Raw genomic sequence first — 23,091 nt, 5'->3', positions numbered from 1 at the left:
TTATACATCCACATAATAAACAACTGATCAGCACAATGAACCAAATACGCTTTTTCATAAATATCGTCCTTTCCTTCCAGCCACATTAAGGATTCATTCTTGCTATGACTGGCAATTCCAATTCTCTTTGTTCAATAGAATTGGCTAAATATCTAAAAGTTCCATCTTCAAATGGCTGAACCACAATTCGATTTGTAAATGCGCAGTCGGAATTATAATCTGCCCATACTCCATCTACAATCAGAGTAATCGTTCCATCAGAGTTTTCCGTATAATCAACCACTTCTCCAAACGGTGGATATGGGCTGGCAGAAATCATGTCATATTCATAGCTATTACTTTTTTCGTTATATTTACAATATTTTCTTAGTTGTTCCGTGGATACCGGGAAATATGTAGTCATTATTTTCTCGTATTCTTCTGCTGGAATCTCCCCATTGTCCGTTTTTAAATTTTTCCCTGTATAAATTCGATAAATATCCTCAAACATGCAAGGCATCAATATATCTTCCACATTGCTGCTATCCCAGTTTACAACCAGCATATTATAATTTACATAACTAAGACCAGCTATATATTTTTCTGTAAGTTCTCTGCATTTTTCTGGAAGTAACTTTACTCTCCAATATTCTCTCAATCCTGCATGCGCAACTGGATTTTCAAACGTATAAATAAAATATCCTTTTTCAGTAAATTTAATTTCTGACAAATCACTTACCGAAGTTCCAAGTATCTCTGGTTCTCCGTCCTCTCTCCATCGAATACCTACATAGTAACTTTGCAACTTTTCATTTCGATAGACAAATGTCTGTGCGCCAAGCAATCCATCAGCTTGAACCACAAATACTGTTATCAATGTATCCTGACCAATAAGATAACTTTTATAGAAATTTTGCAATTTATCATAATTTTGCATCTCTATATTTTCTTTAACGCATACATATCCACTTTTTCCAAGTATTTTTATAACCTGTTCTCCCTGTTCATTTGTAAAACCATCAATTCCAGAAGCATAGGCAGGTACATCATCTATAATTACAATATCCTTATATACCACCTTCACCAGTTCTGCCGCAGTTAGTGCTTCATTTTGGATATTTTTGCTCTCTTCTTCAGACAGTAAACTTTTTGACTGAGGAATAATCCAATACGGCGAATTATCTTCATTTTCCCTCTCGTAATCAGACTCCTCCTGCCAAAACTCTATATCTGATATCTGTACTGGCTTTTCCCATGTTTCCTCTGCTGATGATTTTCTCACGTTCTTCTCAAAAAAGATTCCTACACTTACAATCATCACCAAGAGGATAACAAAAATGATTCCAAACTTTTTTATAAACCATTTTATATCTTCCATTACTGTCCTCCATATATATCATTCCATTCATCTTCGGTTAAGCGTGGCGTATGCCATGTAATGTTGTTATTTTCTTCCTCTGAAACAATGTAATTTGATACATACTGTACTCTACCATCAGATAACGGTCTGACCGTAACATCATGCATATATACATCAGAATCTCCTGCATACGGATATACTACATGAACATTGAGCGTAATCGTTCCATCCGAATGTTCCGTATACCCAACCACCTCGGAATATGGATATTCTGGATACTCTATCTCATAAAATCCTCTTGGTTTATATTCGTATGTTTGAGTTTGATAATCGTAAATAGTTTTTTTCTGCAATTTATCACTGTCGATATTAAAATATTCCATAATTACATTTTCAAACTCTGTTTTAGGAATATGATAAACTGCACCTATGCCTAAGTTATCATCTGCTACATATGGAAATTTTTCATTATGCAACTTTGGATACAACAAATCAAACATATCATAGAAATTCAGTTCTCCAAAATCATCCTCATTCCAATCCACTAAAAACATATTATTTAACTCATATCCTATTGGCAAAAGATATTTTTCATTTAATTCCCGACACTTTGCATCCAATGGCAGTATACGAAATGCTACATGCTCTTCTGCAGAACTTAATGTTAATACATACAATTCTTCTGAAAAATAAGTTCCAGAAAACATCAGATATCCATCATCGGTATATCTCCAATAATCGGTTTGATATTCACCTTCATCCTCACTTTTCATAATCCCATCTTTGTATCCGTAATAGCATCTTTTCACATGAACCACTCCTTTTTCTGTCTGTAAATGGTAGACCGAAAATCCTCCCAGACTGCTCACTTGGAGTATTGTCACTTCTGCTTTTTCTTGTTTTTCCACCGAATCACAAAAATCTATCACATTTTGTATTTGTGTCATATCAACTCGATTTTCACAATCAACTGCCGCATATCCACATTCCCCAAATCTTTCTACAACTTTACGTACTGTTTCCATATCCTTCAGCTTATTTTTTGTTGTGGCTTCCGCATAAATATCTATCGGAATATTTATAAAATTGTCATCCATTCCTTTCTCACTGACAATTTCAATAGGTTCAGAAGATACTGGTTCTTCTGTATTCCCTTTACATCCCGAAATCCCCATCGAAAAACCTATACTAATTACCAGAAAACCACTTTTCAAGAACCTGACTATCTTTTTTGACAACATAACCGCTTCCACCTCTTCCTTTTACGTCTTCTACCATGCTGACGATCATAATAGGACGCTCCATATTCTTGTCCGTTGTAAAAACAGAAAACCATCCCAATTCAGTCCCCGTTGTATCATCTTTTGATGCTTTGATTTCTGCAGTTCCCGTTTTTCCGGCTAATATAATATCCGTTCTATGTGCTGCATAGCCAGTTCCATGAGGATTGTTTATGACTTCTTTCGTATCCTCCAAAACAGTTTGCGCCACATCCTTTGTAAATGCTTCTTTAATCCAGACATCAGGCATTGCATCTTCCTTATATGTAAGATATGGTTTTATCATATTTCCTTCATTGCAAAATGCAGAATACATACAAGCCATATGCAAAGGATTCACAAGAATCTGACCTTGTCCATAGCCACTATCAGCCAACTGTACCTCTTTTTCAATTTTTTCTGTATTGGAAAACTGCGATTTTGCCATCTTAATATCAAATGGAAGTACATCATTGAATCCCAGTTTTGTTAATGAACTTTCCATATCGTTTTCCCCAATTTTTAATGCCGCCTTTGCAAAATAAATATTATCCGAATAAATTAAAGCATTTTTTAAAATAACTGGCTCATAGGCATGAAGCGTCGTTACATGATAAGACCCCCATGATGAATCTTTCTGCCAGCTCAAACCTTCATTTCCATAATCCTCGTTAGGATCAATCGCCCCCGTTGTTAATCCAATAGCAGCTATGATTGGCTTAAACGTAGAGCCTGGACACCAGACCTGTCGAAAACGATTATACATAGGTTTGTTCTCATCTTCATTCAGCGCATTCCACTTTTCACTTGACATGCCCCTAATAAAATCGTTGTTATCATATGAAGGTGTACTGACTAAAGCCAATACTTCTCCCGTATACTGATTCATAGCAACTGAACAGCTCTTATCATCTTTAAATTGTTCATATAATTCTTTTTGCAAATTCGAATCTATCGTTAGTTTTATATCTTTTCCATTTTCTACAATCGTGCTTACTATGATTTTTTTCTTATTGCCATTTGAATCAACAATAGTAATAGAACACCCATTCTGTCCCTTTAATTCTTTTTCAAATAATCCTTCCATTCCACTTTTTCCAATAACACTGTTCGATGTATATCCTTCCCCGTCATGTTCTTCTAGATCTTCTGCTGTAACGTTTTGAACATATCCTACTAAATGTGCAGCAGCCTCCCCCAGTGGGTATTCCCTTACAGTGATATCTGAAATTTTCACACCTGGAATCTCTAATAATTTCTCCTGTCTGTCTTTCTCTGCCAATGTTTCCTGATCTGGCTCAATCGACATCAGTTTTAATTCATTCACCTTTGGAGCTGTTTTTAATGGTACAAATGAATCATCTTTTACCCATTTTGCTGCTAATTTTTTTTCTATATCTTCTGTTTTCATTTCCAATAATTCTGCCAACTGACTGATAGCATCATTCTTATTCTCTAATTTTCCGGGAACTACGCCTATAGAAGAAGCCACTCCCTCGCCTGCAAGCATGTGACCATTTCGGTCTATAATCTGCCCTCTTTTAGCACTTGTTGTAGACACTTTTACCTTATCTGTGGAATCCAGCTCTGGAAATATCAAAGAATCATTCCATATCAGCTTATATTTGCCTTTTTCCAGTATAAATGATGCCTTATTTTCAAAAGTTACGTTTCCTGCAACAGTATCCATAGATGTTTCATAACAGATTTCTTTTTGTTCTTTATCATAAGATGTGATATGAACTTTCATATTATCTACATCAATTCCCTCATAAATAGCAGAATTACGTTTTACAAAATCTTCCTGACTGATATTCCCAGATATTCCTGCATCAATCATTTCATACATTTGTTCATATTCTCGATTTGAAATATGAGCCATATATGTTTTAAGAACCTTCTCCGGTGATACATCAGGTACACTTTCATACCATACAAAAAAGGCAACCACAGCTGTAATCAAACATAAATTCATGAGCCATATAATGTATATCCTACTTTTTTTCTTTTTCCTTTTTTTCGTCATAGCATCTCCTTTTTCTTACAGTTGTAAGATTTCAATTTAAAAAATTTTCCCATTGTATTTCAAAAATTTGAATCTATAAATTCCATCAAATTTCCTATGTTAATTATAATAATCATCTGGATCACCATATTTCAAAACTGCCTCCTGCAATTCATCATCACTTAACGTTCTCATGATTAACCAGTTTTCTTCATACATATAATGCGGATATCTAAATCTGGTTCTTACAAATGTATTATTCACATATAAAGCGATATGTTCATCATATTGCTCTACTTTTTCATCAAACTTAAAACTATATATCAACCAATTCCATGCGAGAAACAAAACAAGACAAAGAGTACCGGAAACGGTTACTATCGTCATCATCATTTTGACTACACCATGAAAAATCTTTTTAATCCGCCTTCCTAACAGACATGCCACTGTTATCAATGCTATCTGCCAAAACACGCATAACATCAAAGCAATCATAATTGCACTCTGCGGTATATAACATCTCCCGTCCCCCAGCAATTTCTCAACTAAAAAGAAGATAATTGTAATCATGCCCATCATACCAAGTACAAATATCAATATATAGTTCCATATTTTTCTCTGTATCTTCATGTGCCTTCCTCCATTCCTTTTTAAAATTTGAAATTGATATCACCCTATATCTTACGCGTGTAAGATTTAAACGTCAAGTCTTTATTTACTTTTTCTAAACTAATGAAGCATTCGGCACACCCTCCAGGAGTGCCAAAAACAACCTTAGCAAGCACTGCCTGTGTCATGACACAGGCGAAATCCCCCACACTTTCCTATCGTCTGTGTGGTTGAATTTCCATAGGGAAGTATCCCTAACCCTCTCTTGATTTTTCTTCGGTTTTCCGGTGGAATACCTTGACCTTTCCTACCGTCTTTGCTACAATTTGCTATGGGTAATTACACCCAAAATTGAATAAAACATGAAACAGACTGTTGTAAAAATCGAACATTTTACAGCAGTTTTTTTGTACCCAAATTTAGAAAGGACGTGACTCAATGGCAAACAGAAACCGCACCAATCCGGTGCAATTTTATCTCAGTGATGATGAGCAGTACATTCTCAATACCAAGTTCAAAGCATCCGGCATGAAAAGCATGTCAGCTTTCTTACGCAAGCTGGTTTTATATGGATATGTGTATGATGTCGATTACAGTTATCTGCGAAATTATAATACAGAGCTTGGACGAATCAGTTCCAGTCTGAACCAGATTGCAAAGCGGATAAACAGTACCGGAAACATCTATCAGGACGATATGAATGAAGTAAAGGAGTTGATGAATGAAGTATGGCATACACAAAAATCCATGCTATCAAAGCAACCATTGATAAAGCAATAGATTACATCTGCAACCCCGACAAAACTGATGAGCAAATCTATGTTTCATCTTATGCGTGTGCGCCAGAAACAGCAGCGATTGACTTTAAGTACACCCTTGACCATTGCAGGGAAAACAGTCCTAACAAAGCCTATCATCTGATACAGGCTTTTGCTCCGGGAGAAGTCAGTTATGAGGAAGCTCACCGCATTGGAAAAGAACTTGCTGACAAGGTTTTAGAAGGGAAATATTCGTATGTTCTCACCACACACATTGATAAAGGACATATTCATAATCACATCATATTTTGTGCTGCTGATAACATCGAGCATAACAAATATCACGACTGCAAACAGTCCTATTACCACATCCGGAATCTGAGTGATGAGCTGTGCAAGGAACACAATCTTTCCGTCATCATTCCGGGTGCGCAGCGTGGCAGAAAGTACAAAGAATGGCAGTCTGAGCAGAACGGTTCTGCATGGAAAACGCAGATCAGAAAGGACATCAATTTCTGCATCAAGTCGGCTTCCACTTACGAAGAATTTCTGCTTCTGATGAGAGCCAAAGGGTATGAAATCAAAGGGGAAACTTTTGAAGAAGGAGCTGCCAAATACATCTCATTCCGCCCTCTTGATAAAGAACGTTTTGTGCGTGGCAGTGCGAAGTCTTTGGGTAAGGAATACACAAAGGAGCGTATCCGGGAACGCATCGAAATGAAGCATGAGCGAAAATCTGTCATTCCGAAAAAAGACTACTCTGCCCGCAGGCTCATTGATACCTCGGATGAAAAATTTCAAAACAGTCCCGGACTTCAGCAATGGGCAACTATCGAGAATTTGAAGATTGCTACACAAAGCTATAATGAAGTTGGTTCTCTCTCCGATCTGAAGCATCAGATTACTGTGAAAACCGAAGCCGGAAAATCTGCCAAACAGAGCGTTGTGAAACTGGAACACCACATGAAAGACCTTGCAGAAATCATCAAATATGCCGAGCAGTACAAAACCAACCGCTCCTATCACATCGCCTACAAAAAGTCAAAGAATCCAGACGCATATTTCCGCCGATACGAAAGCCAGCTCATTCTATATGGCGGTGCACGACGTGTACTTGAGCAGACTGGGATAAACTTAAAAGGATTGAATGTTGATAAGCTAAAAGCGGAATATCAGGAACTAATGAAACAGAAAAATGAACTGACTTCCACCTACAAGAACTGTGAAAAAGAGGTTCAATCATTAAACCGAAAACTGGAAAATCTGAATCAATACCTCGGTCAGACACAGCCCGATTTTACCTCAGAGCAGTCCAGGAAAAAGAATAATCCCATCTTGTAGCTTGTTAATGTTTAACGCATGTATTATACTTAATTTATTATTACAAATGTTTAGGAGAGACTATGGCAAATACAGATTATAAATCACCCGATGCTTTAATGCGGCATCTTAGGGATAATGGAATTTCCATCTCAGGAAGTTCACAAAAACAACAGCTCATCAATACCGGATATTTTCATGGATATAAAGGATACCGTTTTTTTGTATCTTCCTCTAACAGACTTCCATTCACTTCATATAATGAGATTAACGCAACCATTCAATATGATACAAAATTAAAATCTCTTTTATATGGAAAAATGATGTTTATAGAAACTGCGCTTAAAAATATTGCTTTGAACACCATTATGTCAGAAATTGATTCCAGCAGTATCTATGATATGTACGATAAAGCAATCAGCAGCTACAAAAATGCACCAGCCGGAACCCGTGAAGATATAAAAAAGAAATACCAGAACAACAAACTAAATCTTCAAGGCTCCATACAAAATGCCATTGCTGCTGCATACCGAAAAGAGAATCCGAAAATCACTCATTTTTACAATAATGTCAATTACAATGAAGTTCCTTTATGGGCAATATTTGAAATTCTCACTATGGGCGATTTTGGATATTTGCTTTCATGCCTGACCATTGATATGCGTGAAAAAGTATCCCGTGCAATCGGCATCAATCTATCAAGTGATACTTACCGGGAATTACTTTATAAATATGTATATGCCTTAAAAGATTTAAGAAATGCCATTGCTCACAACGATGTGGTATATGATACCCGTTTCAAAAAAATGGACCCTTCAAGACCAATGAAACAATGCCTGATTTTAGAAATGGGGATGCCGTACATAAATTTCAAAACAATCGGCGATTACATCATCCTTATCTGTTACTACTTAAAATTACTGAAAGTCTCTAAAACAGAGATCAAATCATTCATCCGTGAATTTGAAAAGATTACAAGAGAATACGAATCTTCTGTAAACCCGAATGTTTCAGCTATTTCGATTCATCCTGATTTGTTCTCTCGCTTAAACATCTTAAAAAATTCCATATAATGCTTGCATATTTTACCTGCCTATAGTATATTATAGATAGCAATTGGGGTATGTGTTTGCGGACACATACTTGGAGGAGTCGGAGTGATCCGGCTCCTCTTTAATTTTTAACAAAAAAACGGTAGTCAAAAGGGGCACCTAATGACTACCATATTTTTATTCTGCCGCTTCCAACACTAATCTGGCATATTCTTCATCACCTATGCTTTCCAGTTTTCCTGCCACACGCACCGACAATTCTAAAAGTTCATCATCGTCGATATGTTTCATTGCCTTATGAATGCCCTCTATAACCTTTGCCCTGCTGTCACTCTGGAAAATACATATCAAATTCGTTTCTTCTACCGTAAATAGATTATTCATATTCCTATATCTCCTCCCTGTTCGTTTTTTTAGTCTTATCCTGCTCTTTAGCATCTTTATTCTTTCCTTGTGCTACTTCCTTCTGCTTGGCTACAAGCCGCTCCTTTAAGGAAGAACGTGCCTGCGGTTTTTCCTGCTGTTCTTTCTTTTCTTCTTCACGATTGAATTTCTCCACACCATTATTAAGCCTGTCATCAATCATGTTATAATTCTGCTCCTCCAGCTCCTCGATCTTGGCAAGCGGCTTATATTCTGCCAGCTTAGCAATCAGCTCTTTTGCCTGTCTTTCACTGTCCTCGTCAATTCCCCCATCAATAGATGTCTGCAAAAAAATCTGTAATGGCTTCACATTGCCGCTTCTTATATCATTTGCAATCATCTGAACCTGTGCTTCCCTGTCCGGTACCAAGTCTCTATATTCAAAAGTGTCAATATCATAGGATAACTGATCAAGTTCTGCCGCAAGCGTCTGTATCTTCGTTTCTTTTGTCTCCCGGTCATTGACCTCTTTCTCCGGATATGCCGCAATCAGTTTTTTAAGTGCATCCTGCACTGTGGGAGTATCCCGAAGCTCTGGTGTGTAATTCAGAAAATCCACATCTATGCAATTCCCTCTGACAATATCTGCTTCCTCATCTTCCCATTCTTCTGTCCCCTCAATGTGCATATTGACACCAATCGAAGGAATCCCATGCATACGGGACGGATCAATAGCATTATAAAGTTTCATTGCTTCCTCTATCGTTTCAATGCCCTCATGGTATTCACCCATATTATGAAATTCTCCACACTCCGCAACCGTAAATGTGATATGGACTGTCTCTGGTTCAATTACAGGCTCTTTTTCCAGTTCAGAAAGCACTTTTTCTTCTGATACAAGTGCGTTTTGTTCCTGCACCAATTCTCTCCCCTGCGTGACAAGCTGATTGTTGATCTGCTCCTGCTGTGCCTTCTCCTGCAGGTAAGTTTCCACCTCCGGAAGATAAGTCTCCAATGTTCCGGTTCTGCCCTCTGTAATCGGGTTAATATCTACCTGTATGCCTGCAATATAAATGCTGTCCTCATGAAGCATATTGAAAAGGTCATCTTCTCTGGTGGAGCCTGTGTATTCCACAACCACATCCAAATCCGAATTTTCCTTTTCGATACCTCTGCATCGGCTCCCGGCTACCACTACATCCACGATTTTCGCATCCAGACCGTATTCATCAATCTGCGACTGCACATAAGCATACACTGTTTTTTCTATATCGTCCGCACTCTGTCCGTCCAGACTATGAAACAATTCTTCTGTCTTTGCCCGGAAATCTGCAACCACATCCGGATTGTTCTCTCTGAATTCTGCCTGCTTTGCTTCCAAATCTGCCCGTTCCACTTCCTCCGCTTTTTCTGAAAGCTCCTCATAATCTACAATCTCCGCTTCGGAACCTGCATACACCTCGCCCTGCAAAAATTCATCACGATAATACTGCTCTGTAACCGCTGAAAAGCGTGGTTCTTTCAGGTCTGCAATCACCATATCCATTGCACGCTGAATGGTAATATCCGGGTTGTCATAAACACCGCCATCTAGTAAATGATACTGCTCATTCAGAATGGAGTAATCATATCCCTCATCACATTCATGCATAAGGATATAACGGTCTGCGATATGTACCGCAAGCTCTGTCTGTATTTCGTTCTCCTTGCCTTCCAATGTCAGCATAAACTTCGGCAGTTCCGTAAATCCAAAAGAATCAACAAAGTGTGCGCTGTTCTCGCCATCCTCATGCAATACTACAATGTCGCTGACTGAAAGCGAATGAGCCTTATAATCTGCCGGGTGGTCAATATTGAACTTTGTATAGATTGCTTCCAATGTTTCCGACTGTGTCTGTCCCTGCAATTCCGTCAGTTCTCCCATATACACGAGCTTATAATTTTCCGGCAATACAGCATCAAAATTATCTTTGGTTATTCCCATACGCTTCAGGCTTTCCGTTCCTTCAAAGCGAAACTTATCCAGTTCAGGATCATCCTTCAACTGATAAATACCATATTTATCGGTATTTCCATACAAAAGCTGTGCTTCCCTGTTGGAATCACTCTCTGAAAGTTCTTCCTGCATCATCTGGAGCTTTCGTTCATTCAGCCAGTCCCCTTTTTCAATGCCACACATCCCGTCATGTTCTGTAATCTGTTTTCTATCGGATACAGTAGTCTCGGAACCGTCCGTATGCAGAAGATACACAGGCAAATCATGATCAAATAGTTCTATTGCCCTTTCCTGTGTCAGAGGAAACATTTCATTCCATGTATAGCCATATTCCTGCATTTCAGATACACCTACCATGCTATCCGGAAGTGCGTCGATTTCCGCCTCTGCATCAATCATTGCTAATGCAACATCCTGATTTCCATCCACTTCCTGTGCATAGATATGTTCTGCAAGCTCCCTGGTTTTTTCAATGTTCCCCAGCTTGTAGGCATAATTTACAATCAAATTTCTTTCAGCCTCGGAAAAGGCAGGCTGTCCATGTTCCAATCGGTTAATAATATGCTCTGCATGTTGCATGACAGACAGTTCCTCCACATCCGTCAGACCTGCATCAAAATCGTATTCATAATCCCAAAAATCCGGCATATTTCCATTTAATCCCTTACTACTGGACGCAAGTAACGTGATTTTCGCTCCCTGCTTTTCCATATATGAAAGGTAATTGCCATCCCATTCATTTTCATAAAGAGAAGCCATATCTTTAAGAATTTTCCCGACATCTTCCCTCGACATATTTGTGATTTTCAAGACCTCCCATTCGCTTTCAAAGGCGGAAGCGAACTTAACAACCACATCATCGGCATTGATCGGCTCCATTGCCTTATCATAGACCGCCTTTCTCTCCTTCATATCAATCAGCTCATCTGTATCTGTGTTATAACGCACATCCAGATGATACTCTCCGTACTCTCTGGAATCCTGATTGCCGATTTCCGTTGTCCATGCACCCCTGCTTTCCAAATATGCCTGTATGCTCAACTTGTCATCGTCTGTCATTTCTGACAATGCCTGCATCAGTTCCGGTCTGTCCATGCCATATACATCAAGCAGACTGAACTCTGAAAGGTCCGTATTCTGTATGAGGAGAATACTTTCCTTTGTCTGTTCCTGTGATACTTCCCTGTTCCTTTGTAATTCCTGTAATTGTTCCTCTATCCCGGTAATCAGCTCCGAAGCTGTCCTCCGTATCGTATCCATGGAAGCTCTCAGTTCCTTGGTATCTCTGCCACTGCTCCATCCGGCAATATATCCAAAGGAATAATCGGAAGTGTCCACTCCAAAATGCTGACATACCGTATAAGCTATGCTCTCCGCTTCCACCTCTTTAGTGTTGCGGTCTTTTCGCATCTGCTCATCCTGCTCCACTTCCTTGCTGTGCAGCTTGGAATGAGCCACCTCATGAATCATGGTCTTTAATGTCTGGCTCTCGCTCATGTTTTCCTGTACCGCAATCCGCTTTGCTTCCCTGTCATAGTAGCCTTTGGAATCTCCGGCTATCTCCTCCAGTTCAATCGGTACTGGTGAAATGGCTTCTACTGCACGAATCATATCCTGATACCCTTCCACATCTGAAAGAAGCTCCTTTGCCGCAAGTTCCGGTATCGGCTTTCCGTCTGTCTGCGCCACATCAAAAACAGATACTGCCCGGAATGCCGGAATTGTTATCTCGACTTCCTCTTTCTGCGGATTTCCGTCTTTATCAAGTAAAAGTTCTTGTGTGACCGGATCAATCTTGTCCCTCTCCTCTTTGATTTTATAGGGTGCAGGTGCAAGGATACGGATTGCCTTTTCCCCTTTATTTACATGACGCTCAAAATTTTTCTGCCAAGCCTTGTATCCGGCCACTAACGTAGCGTCAGGCTTTTGCATCGCAATTAAGAGCGTGTTGTTAAAACTGTAATTATGAAATTTTGACATTGTACTAAGATAATTGCGGTAACTATCGCTGTTGAATAAGTCCTGCAATCCCTGCTCCAGTTTGTCCGTAAGCTCCTGCACACGCTGTTTTTCTGTATTGTTGTCTGCCATAAACGACCTCCATCTTGTACGATAAAAAGCAGCCACTACGGACTGCCATTACATAAACTGCTATAACACTTTTTAATATTCCCAACCCAAATAATGCTGACAGGTTGGGAATAAACTTAGGAATAAAATAGATTTTCCTATAAAATTTCTTCTTTTTTCTTTGTCTTATCCGCTGCATCCCTTCCTGCAGGTGTCCCGGACACCCTTGCCTTCATTGCTGCGAGTTTTTCTTGCAATGAAGTCCGTTCTGCCGGTCGGTCTGACAGCTTACCACCCATAGCCGTTTTCCCAAGATTACTCTGCTTTGCTGGCATATCTGCGACCTCGTCCCTTTTGTTATCCACTGTTTTCACAGTTTCCTGTGGTTTTTCCGGTTCTGCGGCTTCATCATCCATACCAATCGCATCATCGCCCTTTTCATCCATGTTGAGTAAAGAATTAAGCTCTGCAAGACGTTCCAGCTTTTCAGATAGCTCCGCTTCCTGTGGAAATGGCTTATCTACCTCCGCTTTTGCTGTTTCAAGCTGATGTTCCACATTGGATAACTTCGTCTGTGCTTCCTCAAGCTGTGTCGGCATTGCTTCCAGTACATTGTTGATTCTTGTGATATTTCCAAGCGGATCAGAGCCGACTTCCATCGGGTGGCTCATGGCACCTTTAACATTCATCACAAACTTATTGTTGAAAGAATCAAAGGTTACATTCAGCTTAAATCCAAGATATTCACCTACATCCGCACTGGCATTGATACCTTTGATTTCCTTACACATGGCTATGATTGCAGTTCCCGCTTCCTTCTTGTCGGTGTATGGCTTTCCACCCACCTGCATAAAGAACTGCTCCTTATCCTCCGGCTTATTTTTCGCATATTTTTCCATATCAGCAGTAAAACCTTCGATACGTTCTTTGTAAACAGCGATCTGGTGCGGATAATGCTGTGTGATGTTATCCTCCAGCCTGTACTTCTGACTGGTATGATTTGCCTTCATCAGCTTTAACTTCGATACCTGAATATCAAGATCCATTTTTTCCTTTATGTAGGGATTACCTGTGGCAAGTGCCTTGACTTCTGCATAGGAAAGTGCCGCTTCGTCCACATCCTCACAGCTTCGCACCGGGGATTTACTGGTCATGATCTGTCCGATGAATTTCTGCTTATTCTCAATGAGCTGCCATGAATAACTGTCAAACGTACCTTCCGTAACATAACGAAATATCTTTACTTTATCATTCTGGTTGCCCTGTCGTAAGATTCTTCCCTCCTGCTGTTCAATGTCAGAAGGTCTCCAAGGCACATCCAGATGATGCAATGCAATCAGTCTGTCCTGCACATTCGTACCGGCTCCCATTTTGGCTGTGGAACCTAATAAAAAACGAACCTGTCCGCTTCTTACCTTTGCAAACAGCTCCGCTTTTCTAAGTTCTGTATTGGCATCATGGATAAATGCGATCTCCTGCTCCGGCACTCCCTTTTCCATGAGCTTATTTTTTATATCCTCATACACATTGAAAGTGCCATCGCCCTTCGGTGTGGAGAGGTCGCAGAAGATTAACTGTGCCGACTTCTGCTCTTTGGTGTTCTCCCATATCTCATAGGCTTTCTCCACACAGGTTGCCGCTTTGGAATTTTCCTCATCCGGCAACATATCATTGAGCAGCCTCTGGTCAAGTGCCAGCTTTCTTCCGTCATTGGTAATCTTTAGCATATTGTCCTCGTAAGGCTGCACCTGTCTGTCCCGGACTGCTTCAGCACGTTCCGCAAGAGAAGCCACCATTTCTTTCTGAAATTCACTCGGCTTTAATACCACATTTTCATACTCTGCTTCCGGCACAGGAAGTTTTAACATATCCGGTGTCTGAATGTCCGCACTCTCCTTGAAAAGTGCAATCAGCTCCGGAAGATTGAAAAACTTCGCAAATCTTGTCTTTGCCCGGTATCCGGTTCCCTCCGGTGCAAGTTCTATGGCGGTCTGTGTTTCCCCAAAAGAAGCCGCCCACGCATCGAAATGTCCCAGTCCCAGCTTCTGAAGCGTACCATACTGGAGATAACGCATATTCGTATAAAGCTCCGTCATGCTGTTGGAAATTGGCGTTCCGGTCGCAAAAGTTACACCCTTGCCGCCTGTGATTTCATCAAGATACTGGCACTTGGCAAACATATCAGATGACTTCTGTGCTTCTGTCTGTGCGATGCCTGCCACATTCCTCATTTTCGTATAAAGGAACAGGTTCTTGTAATTGTGGCTCTCATCCACAAACAGCCTGTCTACACCCAACTGCTCAAAAGTCACGACATTATCCTTACGGCTCTGGTCATTTAACTTGTCAAGCCGCACCTGCAATGCTTTCCTCGATTTTTCCATCTGCTTAATGGTATAACGCTCCCCGTTGTCTCTTTTTGCCTGATCAATAGCAAGCTCAATCTCATCAATCTGTTTTTCGATTGTGGCTGCCTGTCTTTCCTGTGATAACGGGATTTTTTCAAACTGACTATGCCCGATAATAACGGCATCATAATCACCTGTTGCTATACGGGAACAAAATTTCTTACGGTTGGCGGGTTCAAAATCCTTTTTCGTTGCCGCAAGGATATTTGCTCCTGGATATAACCGTAAGAAATCACTTGCCCATTGTTCAGTCAGGTGGTTCGGCACCACGAATAATGACTTTTGGCATAGTCCCAGACGCTTGCTTTCCATTGCCGCCGCTGTCATTTCAAAGGTCTTTCCGGCACCAACGCAGTGTGCAAGCAGGGTATTATCCCCATACAGCACATGGGCAACCGCATTTTTCTGATGCGGCTTTAATTCAATATCCGGTGTCATGCCCGGAAATTTCAGATGCGAACCGTCATATTCTCTTGGTCTGGTGGAATTGAAAAGCTCATTATATTTTGCCACAAGTGTCTGCCTGCGCTCCGGATCACGGAATACCCAGTCCTTAAATGCCTCCCTTATTGCTTCCTGCTTCTGGCTTGCAATCATGGTTTCCTTTTTATTGAGGACTCTCTTTTCCTTTCCATCCTCCTCAATGGTGTCATATACTCTCGTATCTTTGAGGTTCAGGGAATCTTCCAGTATCTTATAGGCATTTACCCGGCTTGTACCGTATGTCATGTTGACAAGCGTATTGCCATAGTCCGCATTTTTGCCCTTTACATTCCACTCTCCGGTTACACCCGAAAACTGCACACCTATCGTATCCCTGCGGAATAAATGTTCCGGTGTCTGGAAAATATCACGCATAAAATCATTGATATACTTTGGATCAATCCATGTGGCACCGATACGTACCTCGATCTCCGATGCGTCCAGCTCCCTCGGCTGTACCTGAGTAAGAGCCTGCACATTTGGAGCATATTCCGGATGATTTTCCGCATAAGTGGCTGCTATGGCAAGTTTCTCACGCACATTGCCGCTGAGATACTGGTCTGCTGTCTCCCACACATCCGTAAGCGGATTCTGGAAAATAACACCATGAAGTTCCTCGGTAAGTGTATCCTTATCTCTTCCGGTAAGCTCTCCCATATAATCAAGGTCGATTTTGGCTTTCTCTGCTAAAGATACTGCCAGCGCTTCACTTGCGGTATCCACACTTGTGACAACCTCTGCCCTTTTAATGGTACGCTTCGTGAACATATCCGCCTTGCCTTTGAAATTGCCCTCATCATCAAGTTTTTCCAAAGAACACAACAGGCAATAACTGCTGTCCTGATTAAAGGCTCTCTTATTCGTCTGTGAATTGATCAGACCATATTTCTTAGAGAAATTATCATACAGGCTATTAAGTTCTGTCTGCTTTTCCTTAATTGTTACATCGGAGTATTCCTCAAGCTGCATATCAATCAGTTCCTGCGTACAGTTACGGATTGCCACCATTCCCTTGATACGTTCTTTTGCGGTGTCTGATACTTCCACCGGCTTCATGACAGAGTTTTCACGGTAATATACCTCATTATCGACTACGGTATAACTGAAATTCTTGACGGACGGATCAGCAGGAATACTCTGCCTGCTCATTTCATCCGCAAGCTCCTCATCCAGATCAATCGTATCAATCTGTCCTATAATGTTTTGAAGTGCTTTCGCTAACTGCTCCTCAAATGGTCTGCCATCATCTGCCTTGCAGGTGCTTTCCATGCCATAAGGACCGGATACCATTTCCATCTTTCCTACGATCTGCTCCGGGTGCTCTGCAAAATAAGCGTTCATTGTAATGCCATTTGCGTCCTCTCCCAGATGTACCCAGTCCGGCTCACGCTCCACCATGCGGTCACGCTTCTGGAAAAATAAAATATCCGAAGTGACTTCGGTTCCTGCATTTGCCTTAAATGCGGTATTCGGAAGTCTGACTGCACCAAGCAGGTCTGCTCTTTGTGCAAGGTATCTTCTGACCTCCGGACTTGCCTTGTCCATGGTTCCCTTACTTGTGATAAAAGCAACTACACCTCCGGGACGCACCTTATCCAACGTCTTTGCCAAAAAATAATCATGGATCAGGAAATTATTTTTATCATACTGCTTATCTGCCACCTTATACTGACCAAAAGGTACATTTCCGATTGCCACATCAAAGAAATCGTTCGGATAATCGGTCTTTTCAAAACCTTTGATCTGCACATCTGCCTGCGGATAAAGCTGCCTTGCAATGCGTCCGGTAATGCTGTCAAGCTCTACTCCGTAAAGCCTGCTTTCTTTCATGGAATCCGGCATCATACCAAAAAAGTTGCCGATACCCATGGAAGGCTCCAGTACATTTCCTTTGGAAAATCCCATTTTCTCCAATGTTTCGTACATCTGGCGGATAATAACCGGACTTGTATAATGGGCATTCAAGGTACTCTCCCTTGCCATGCGGTACTCCTCCGGCGATAGCAGTTCCTTTAACTGGTGATATTCTGCTGACCAGTTTGATTTGCTCTCGTCAAACGCATCGGCAAGACCGCCCCAGCCGACATACTGGGATAAAATCTGCTGTTCTTCCGGTGTAGCATATCTGTTTTCGCCCTCAATCTGCTCCAACAGCTTGATTGCTGCAATATTTGTCTGGAATTTTTCTTTTGGAGAGCCTTCACCCAATCGGTCATCGCTGATATGGAAATTGACAGCGTTACTTTTATCTGGTGCTGATACCGACCTTTCTTGTGCTGATTGCCTTTCTGATGCAGGCTGTTTTTCCTCTGACGAAGGTGTAAGCGGCTCCCAATCTCCGGTAAGCACCTGCGACAACATTTCCTCTGTCTGTCGGTCTGCTTCTCCATTCTCCAGACGCTCACGGGCAGACTGCGTATCTATGCTGTCCAGTTCATCGGCTTCCTGCTCAGCCTGTTCCCTTTCACCAGAAAACTCCGCCTCTGCTTCCATGCCACTTTCTGCAAGTTCATTGCCCCAGTCCATTGCTTCCTGCAAAGTCGAAAATGTCTCCAATGCCGGACGGGTAATGTCTGCCGTATCATAAATCGCATATCCATCCGCTTCCTTATCAATCCAAAGGAATACTCCCTCTGATAAGGTGGCACTCCATTGTGTCGGATTGCCATATTCATCATCTGCATCATGTACCACATGCCATGATAATTTCTGCGATTTCTCTTGTGAAAATTCTTGTTGTGGCTCAGTTTCATCCGGCTCTGCGATACCATCCGTCCCCTCAAAGCGTGAAAACACTTCTGCTTCGTGCCTGTCAATATCTTCCTCTGCAATGGCATTGATATAATCGTCCTCTACTTCGCTACGCTCCGGCTTATGGTCGTATTCAAAGGTTTTCCCATTGACCTGTGCATAATAAAAACTGCTGTCCTCTATGTTATTTCCAAGCAGGTATTTCTCTTTTTCACTGCCCCACTCATCAACCAGAACACACTCATATCCATCAATCGTGATTTTTTGCTGTGCTTCCTTTTCTTTTTCCCGAAGCACATTGATATATCTTCTCGCCTGATTGGTAAATCCGTCCAATACCGCCGGATGTGAGCTTAGAATCAGATCATTGTTCTGCCACTCATTTTCCGCAACAATGCCCTTTGCCCAGTCCTTATTGTTCTGCGAAAAACGACCGTCATAATCAAAATGCGTAACCGTATTTGCAAGAACAAATTCCACACAGTCAATGCCATATTTATCTATGATCTCATCTGCGGTATTCCTCGGAAGAACAAAACCATTGAATTTCTCAGCAATCAGTGCATCAATGTCTTTCTTACACTCTAACCGCTGTCCATGCTCCAGACGAGAAAGCTCACGCTGTCTTGCTTTTTCTGCCTGTTCTTCCTTGTAAGCCTTATAGTTTTCCTTTCCCTGTGGAGATAAGTATTTGTCCTCTTTGATCAGCTCACGAAGCCTTTTCTCTACAACATTCCAGTTCAGAAGCACTTTTGCATACGGATTGCCATAACTGCCTTTCTCCAGACGGATACCTTTTCCATCATGTTCATTATGAGAATCATCATTACCCGGCAGTCCGCCGGAACCACCACCAATGCCATATTCATTTTTCAGAAAAGCAACTGTTTCTTTCTGGTCATGTCCTTCCATGAAATACTCATAAATGCGGAAAGCTCCATGCTCATAGCCGCTTCCTCTGCCAAGTGCATAGTCGATTTCATCCTGTGTGATAAAATCTTCCTGTGCTACCTCCACCGCATCCGGCAATGGAAATTCCAGTCTCTCCCTGTCAAGGTCTGCTATCTCCGATAACAGATATTCCGGTGATTTCACATGCCGCCATTTTAATTCTGCTTCTCCAGAAGCAAGGCGGTTTGCCGCATCTTCCAAAATATTTTTAAGCTGTTCCCTGCCCTCATGGGTGGAAAGAAACTCCATGAGTTTTGCTTCACTTTCCGGATAATTTCCTGCTTTTAAGCCAAGCTCCTCCGGCATTTCATCCATTCCATCTCGCAGGAAGAAATAGATCTGATTGGCAACACGATTTCTCTCCTGTGTCTCTACAAGAAATGCTTCACTGGCACTCATATAAGTACCATTTTCAATCATGGAACGGATATGGCTCTCCACATCTTCCCAATCCATCGTGACAATCGGTGTTTCCCTTGCCTGTGTTCCATAGCCGACACTCATACCATGCTCATCGAACCACACTGATACTGGATTTCCATTGATTTCAAAACCTTTTCCGGTCTGTCCGTACTCATTTTTCAGAAAATCCACCATCTGCTCGGCATTTCTGCCCTCTGTGTACTTTGCGAAAATACGCTTCCTGCTGTGCTGTTTTCCTCCGCCACTCCTTAAAATGGTTTCAAGTTCATTCTGTGGCAAAGAAAAAGCAGCGGGCATGGTATATTTCATACTTGCTTCCGCTGCTGCGACTGTTCCAACCTGCTCCTCAAAAGAAGGAAACAGGCTAAGTTGTGTAAAGGTGGGTTCCGGTGCGTCTCCCCGGAGAAGATCATCGGTATCTGTTACAGGCTGTAAACCAACTCGCCCAGAACTACTTCCTCTGCTCGGTTCCGGATGCTGTTCATCTTCGCTACCCAGAGCATCTGATCGGCTTCCTTGAGCTGTTCGGTCACTCCCTCTGTTGCCGCCATCTGGCTTATCAGTTTCTCCATTCTCTCCTCTGCCTGCTTCTGGATCGTCAGCAGGTGTTCTTTCAATGTCCCTTTCAGAAGAAACGCTGAGTACACGCCCCTGTGGTTCTCCTTCAGATAAGTCTCCCTCATCATTCCGTACTTCGTTACCGTTCCCTCCGGCTGAATGTCCGCCTGTAATGTCGGGATCAGATAATCCCCGTTCTTTTCGTATGTCAGATTCATTGCTATTGCCCCTTTCTACGCTATTTTGATTGTTGTCAATATATTCCTCATGTCCGCTCTCGCTTTCACGCTTTAACGCATTGTAGTCTATTTTAGAAGTATTTGCAAGTCCTTTCTGCGTTAAATTTTGCGATTGTTCCTGTTCGTGGCTCCTGTTATATGCCCTTATGGTTCTTCCAATCTCTAAAAGTACCGGTTTTGCAAGCTCATTGGCTGCATCACCAAGTACTGCAAGGGTATCCATGGAATTAAATTCGTGAATAAAATCAAAAGCAAACTCCGAACCATACTCCTGCATATCTGCACCGCAGGCAGATAAAAGTGTAAAGGAAATGCTGTCCGATAATGTCTCCCTCAAGCGGATACCGACATTCTGCTCGTCCAGTCCCTCTAAAAAACTGCCCTCGATCATGTACTGCAAATCCGGCAACAATTCCTCATAATAATCTGCTGCAATCCTGTCAGCTAACTCCATAAGTCTTTCTTCAAATAGCTTCTTATCATCGGTAGCACCATAAGTCTGCTCCAGACGCTTAATTACATCTTCCTTATGTTCCTCATGTAATTCCCATAGTTCCGGATACCGTCCGATTCTCCTTGCCGCATGGACATCTGAAACATCAAATACATATTTCAGACGCTTGCCATGTGCATCATCCTCGTCCAAAAGTGCGATACCTTTTGCCCCTTTGTTTACCCAGCAGTGCATACGCTCATTCCACAGCTCTATGGAAGCACACGCTGTTGCGTCCGGTCTTTGTGCATAGATTAAAAGCTGTTCCCGGAACGGATACTTGTATAATCTCGCCGCTGTAGTAAGGTATTTCATCCATTCCTCACGATTTTTGACAACCTCGGCTGCTGTCTCCTTTGCCAGAGCCGATATAAAATCATATTTTCTCACGCAGTTCTCCTTCCTGTCATAGATACGACAAAAAGGCAGCCACATACACTACATGACTGCCTTTCCTTTATTTCCCGTTACATTCCTATTCTGTTGTACCAAAGCTGAAAGTCTTACTCTCAGCCGTTTTCTTAGGCGTAAACCTTGCCTTAATTTCCGCAACCCTCCCCTCTAATGCCTGAAACATAGCGTCTACTTGTTCCTGTGTATATTCATAGGAACCTCGATTTGCAAGATTCTCCAATCTTCCAATGGCATCCACCGCCTTATTCATGCGGTACTCGCCAATACGGATAAACTTCTCCGCCTTTGTCTCATTTTCCTTTGCTGCAGGTTCGCCCTGCATTTCCTCTGCTGTCATTGTTACATTTGTTTCTTCCATGTGATTTTCCTCCATTTTTGATAAAAAAAAGAGCGTACAGGTTTTCCCATACGCTCTGACGCTGTGTTGTTAAATTTTATTCATTACAGATAACTATCATATTCTGTCCGATATTATTTTTGATTCACTCATAACAATATTTCTCGATTCTGAGATAATCTTCCGATTTATAACCTTCACATCACTTGATGTAATTTCATAAAATTTTCCACTTCTATTTCCTGCCAACTTATTTCCTATAAATCTAATACAATATTGCGGAGTTACCGGGAAAATCATTTCAGCTTTAAATGTTCCTTCCATTCTCATTACTACACATGGTTTTGTAGATGTTATAAATGAAGTTCCCTCTTCAGCCTTTAATAAATCAATAACATAATTTTGTTTAATTGAATCCATATGCTTCTGGAGTCTTTTTTTGTCACCTCGTGCAGCATCTAACAATGCCCCATAAAAATACGATTCAGGTGCTAATAGTCCCTCATTTTTCATTTTATCTAATTCAGAATCTTCATATCCCATAGATGAAAACACATCCCTAAAAATCCCCAGCGTCGGCTTAATATATTCTTCTATAACCCCCTCTAGCCTAAGATATTGGACAATAAAAAACTCTAACATATCATCTTGATGTACTAAAGCAAAATCATCACCCGAATTTCTTTGAATTTCAATTTCCGACTTTATTACATTCCACTTAGGTTCTAATTCATTTGCAAAGTAGTTTTCTTCAATAATTTTTCCTACTTTACCAAACAAATATGTACCTAAATCATTTTTGAAAGCATCAACTGTAACATTGTTTCCATCAGAATCCTTAATTATCCATGAATCCATGCGTTCACGACAATACATAAATTTGCTATAATCTTTTATTTCAATAACTGGATAATTAGGGGCACTATCTTCAGCATAAGTATCCTCGCACTTAATACTATATGGACTATTAGATAAAAATTCTTCAATTTCATTTTGAAGCTTATATGCCAACCCTGGCATATTTTCAATATCTAAATAGTAAAAATTTTCTTCCATGAAAAATGAATGTTCCTGAGTTATCTTGTCAACGTCCTTGTAACTCTTGCTTTGTCCTTCACTATACAATTTATCTTTATAAAAGACGTAAAAACTATGTTTCGTTCCCGGAATCTTCCATGAAGCATAGTATGTCGCCGGTACTTTATGCGCTTTCATCAAATCACTCCTATACAATTTTTCATCTATACATTGCTTTATAAATTA

Annotated in this window: 12 protein-coding genes; 3 read left to right on the top strand and 9 right to left on the bottom strand. The window is 41.0% G+C overall.

Annotated elements, in window-relative coordinates; translation table 11 throughout:
- Nucleotides 1-85 precede the first annotated feature (85 nt).
- The 4 genes from GPK49_RS08715 to GPK49_RS08700 all read right to left on the bottom strand — a co-directional run bounded on the left by GPK49_RS08715 (nucleotide 86) and on the right by GPK49_RS08700 (nucleotide 5,233).
- Nucleotides 86-1,357, bottom strand: a complete 1,272-nt coding sequence (locus GPK49_RS08715) for a DUF6070 family protein (protein WP_215677475.1) — start codon at nucleotides 1,355-1,357, stop codon at nucleotides 86-88.
- Nucleotides 1,357-2,580 (bottom strand): DUF6070 family protein, encoded by a 1,224-nt coding sequence (locus GPK49_RS08710; RefSeq protein WP_148884844.1) that lies wholly within the window; start codon nucleotides 2,578-2,580, stop codon nucleotides 1,357-1,359. The genes GPK49_RS08715 and GPK49_RS08710 overlap by 1 nt, the downstream gene beginning before the upstream one ends.
- Nucleotides 2,528-4,624, bottom strand: a complete 2,097-nt coding sequence (locus GPK49_RS08705) for a penicillin-binding transpeptidase domain-containing protein (protein WP_215677473.1) — start codon at nucleotides 4,622-4,624, stop codon at nucleotides 2,528-2,530. The genes GPK49_RS08710 and GPK49_RS08705 overlap by 53 nt, the downstream gene beginning before the upstream one ends.
- Nucleotides 4,625-4,723: 99 nt before the next feature.
- Complete coding sequence (locus GPK49_RS08700; RefSeq protein ID WP_215677471.1) at nucleotides 4,724-5,233, bottom strand: hypothetical protein; 510 nt, start codon at nucleotides 5,231-5,233, stop codon at nucleotides 4,724-4,726.
- Between the two features lie 417 nt (nucleotides 5,234-5,650).
- Between GPK49_RS08700 and GPK49_RS08695 the strand changes: the two genes are divergently transcribed.
- The 3 genes from GPK49_RS08695 (at nucleotide 5,651) to GPK49_RS08685 (ending at nucleotide 8,363) form a co-directional block, all read left to right on the top strand.
- Nucleotides 5,651-5,992, top strand: coding sequence for a plasmid mobilization protein (locus GPK49_RS08695; protein WP_215677470.1), 342 nt, complete (start codon nucleotides 5,651-5,653; stop codon nucleotides 5,990-5,992).
- The gene (locus GPK49_RS08690; RefSeq protein WP_215677469.1) at nucleotides 5,941-7,311 is read left to right on the top strand and encodes a relaxase/mobilization nuclease domain-containing protein; all 1,371 of its coding nucleotides are present in this window, start codon (nucleotides 5,941-5,943) and stop codon (nucleotides 7,309-7,311) included. Before GPK49_RS08695 ends, GPK49_RS08690 begins: the two co-directional genes overlap by 52 nt.
- A 62-nt stretch (nucleotides 7,312-7,373) precedes the next feature.
- Complete coding sequence (locus tag GPK49_RS08685; RefSeq protein WP_117831463.1) at nucleotides 7,374-8,363, top strand: Abi family protein; 990 nt, start codon at nucleotides 7,374-7,376, stop codon at nucleotides 8,361-8,363.
- A gap of 156 nt (nucleotides 8,364-8,519) precedes the next feature.
- On the opposite strand, the gene GPK49_RS08680 is transcribed toward GPK49_RS08685, so the two are convergent.
- The 5 genes from GPK49_RS08680 to GPK49_RS08660 all read right to left on the bottom strand — a co-directional run bounded on the left by GPK49_RS08680 (nucleotide 8,520) and on the right by GPK49_RS08660 (nucleotide 23,043).
- Nucleotides 8,520-8,726, bottom strand: a complete 207-nt coding sequence (locus GPK49_RS08680; protein WP_215677468.1) for a transposon-transfer assisting family protein — start codon at nucleotides 8,724-8,726, stop codon at nucleotides 8,520-8,522.
- A gap of 4 nt (nucleotides 8,727-8,730) precedes the next feature.
- Nucleotides 8,731-12,792 carry a YodL domain-containing protein gene (locus tag GPK49_RS08675; RefSeq protein ID WP_215677467.1) on the bottom strand — a complete coding sequence of 1,354 codons (4,062 nt, stop codon included), beginning with the start codon at nucleotides 12,790-12,792 and terminating at the stop codon, nucleotides 8,731-8,733.
- A 137-nt stretch (nucleotides 12,793-12,929) separates the two neighbouring features.
- Entirely contained in the window at nucleotides 12,930-21,392 is an 8,463-nt protein-coding gene (locus GPK49_RS08670; protein ID WP_444876952.1) for a DUF3849 domain-containing protein, read from the bottom strand.
- A 160-nt stretch (nucleotides 21,393-21,552) separates the two neighbouring features.
- Nucleotides 21,553-21,849: a hypothetical protein gene (locus GPK49_RS08665; RefSeq protein WP_118512081.1), complete on the bottom strand. Its 297-nt coding sequence runs from the start codon at nucleotides 21,847-21,849 to the stop codon at nucleotides 21,553-21,555.
- Nucleotides 21,850-21,945: 96 nt separating this feature from the next.
- The gene (locus GPK49_RS08660; protein ID WP_215677465.1) at nucleotides 21,946-23,043 is read right to left on the bottom strand and encodes a DUF4238 domain-containing protein; all 1,098 of its coding nucleotides are present in this window, start codon (nucleotides 23,041-23,043) and stop codon (nucleotides 21,946-21,948) included.
- Nucleotides 23,044-23,091 lie beyond the last annotated feature (48 nt).

It is taken from the genome of Clostridium sp. MCC345 (genome assembly GCF_018785345.1).
Taxonomy (GTDB): domain Bacteria; phylum Bacillota; class Clostridia; order Lachnospirales; family Anaerotignaceae; genus Anaerotignum_A; species Anaerotignum_A faecicola.
Note: the sequence above shows the minus strand (reverse complement) of the source record. Positions and strands in the feature narration are given on the sequence as shown.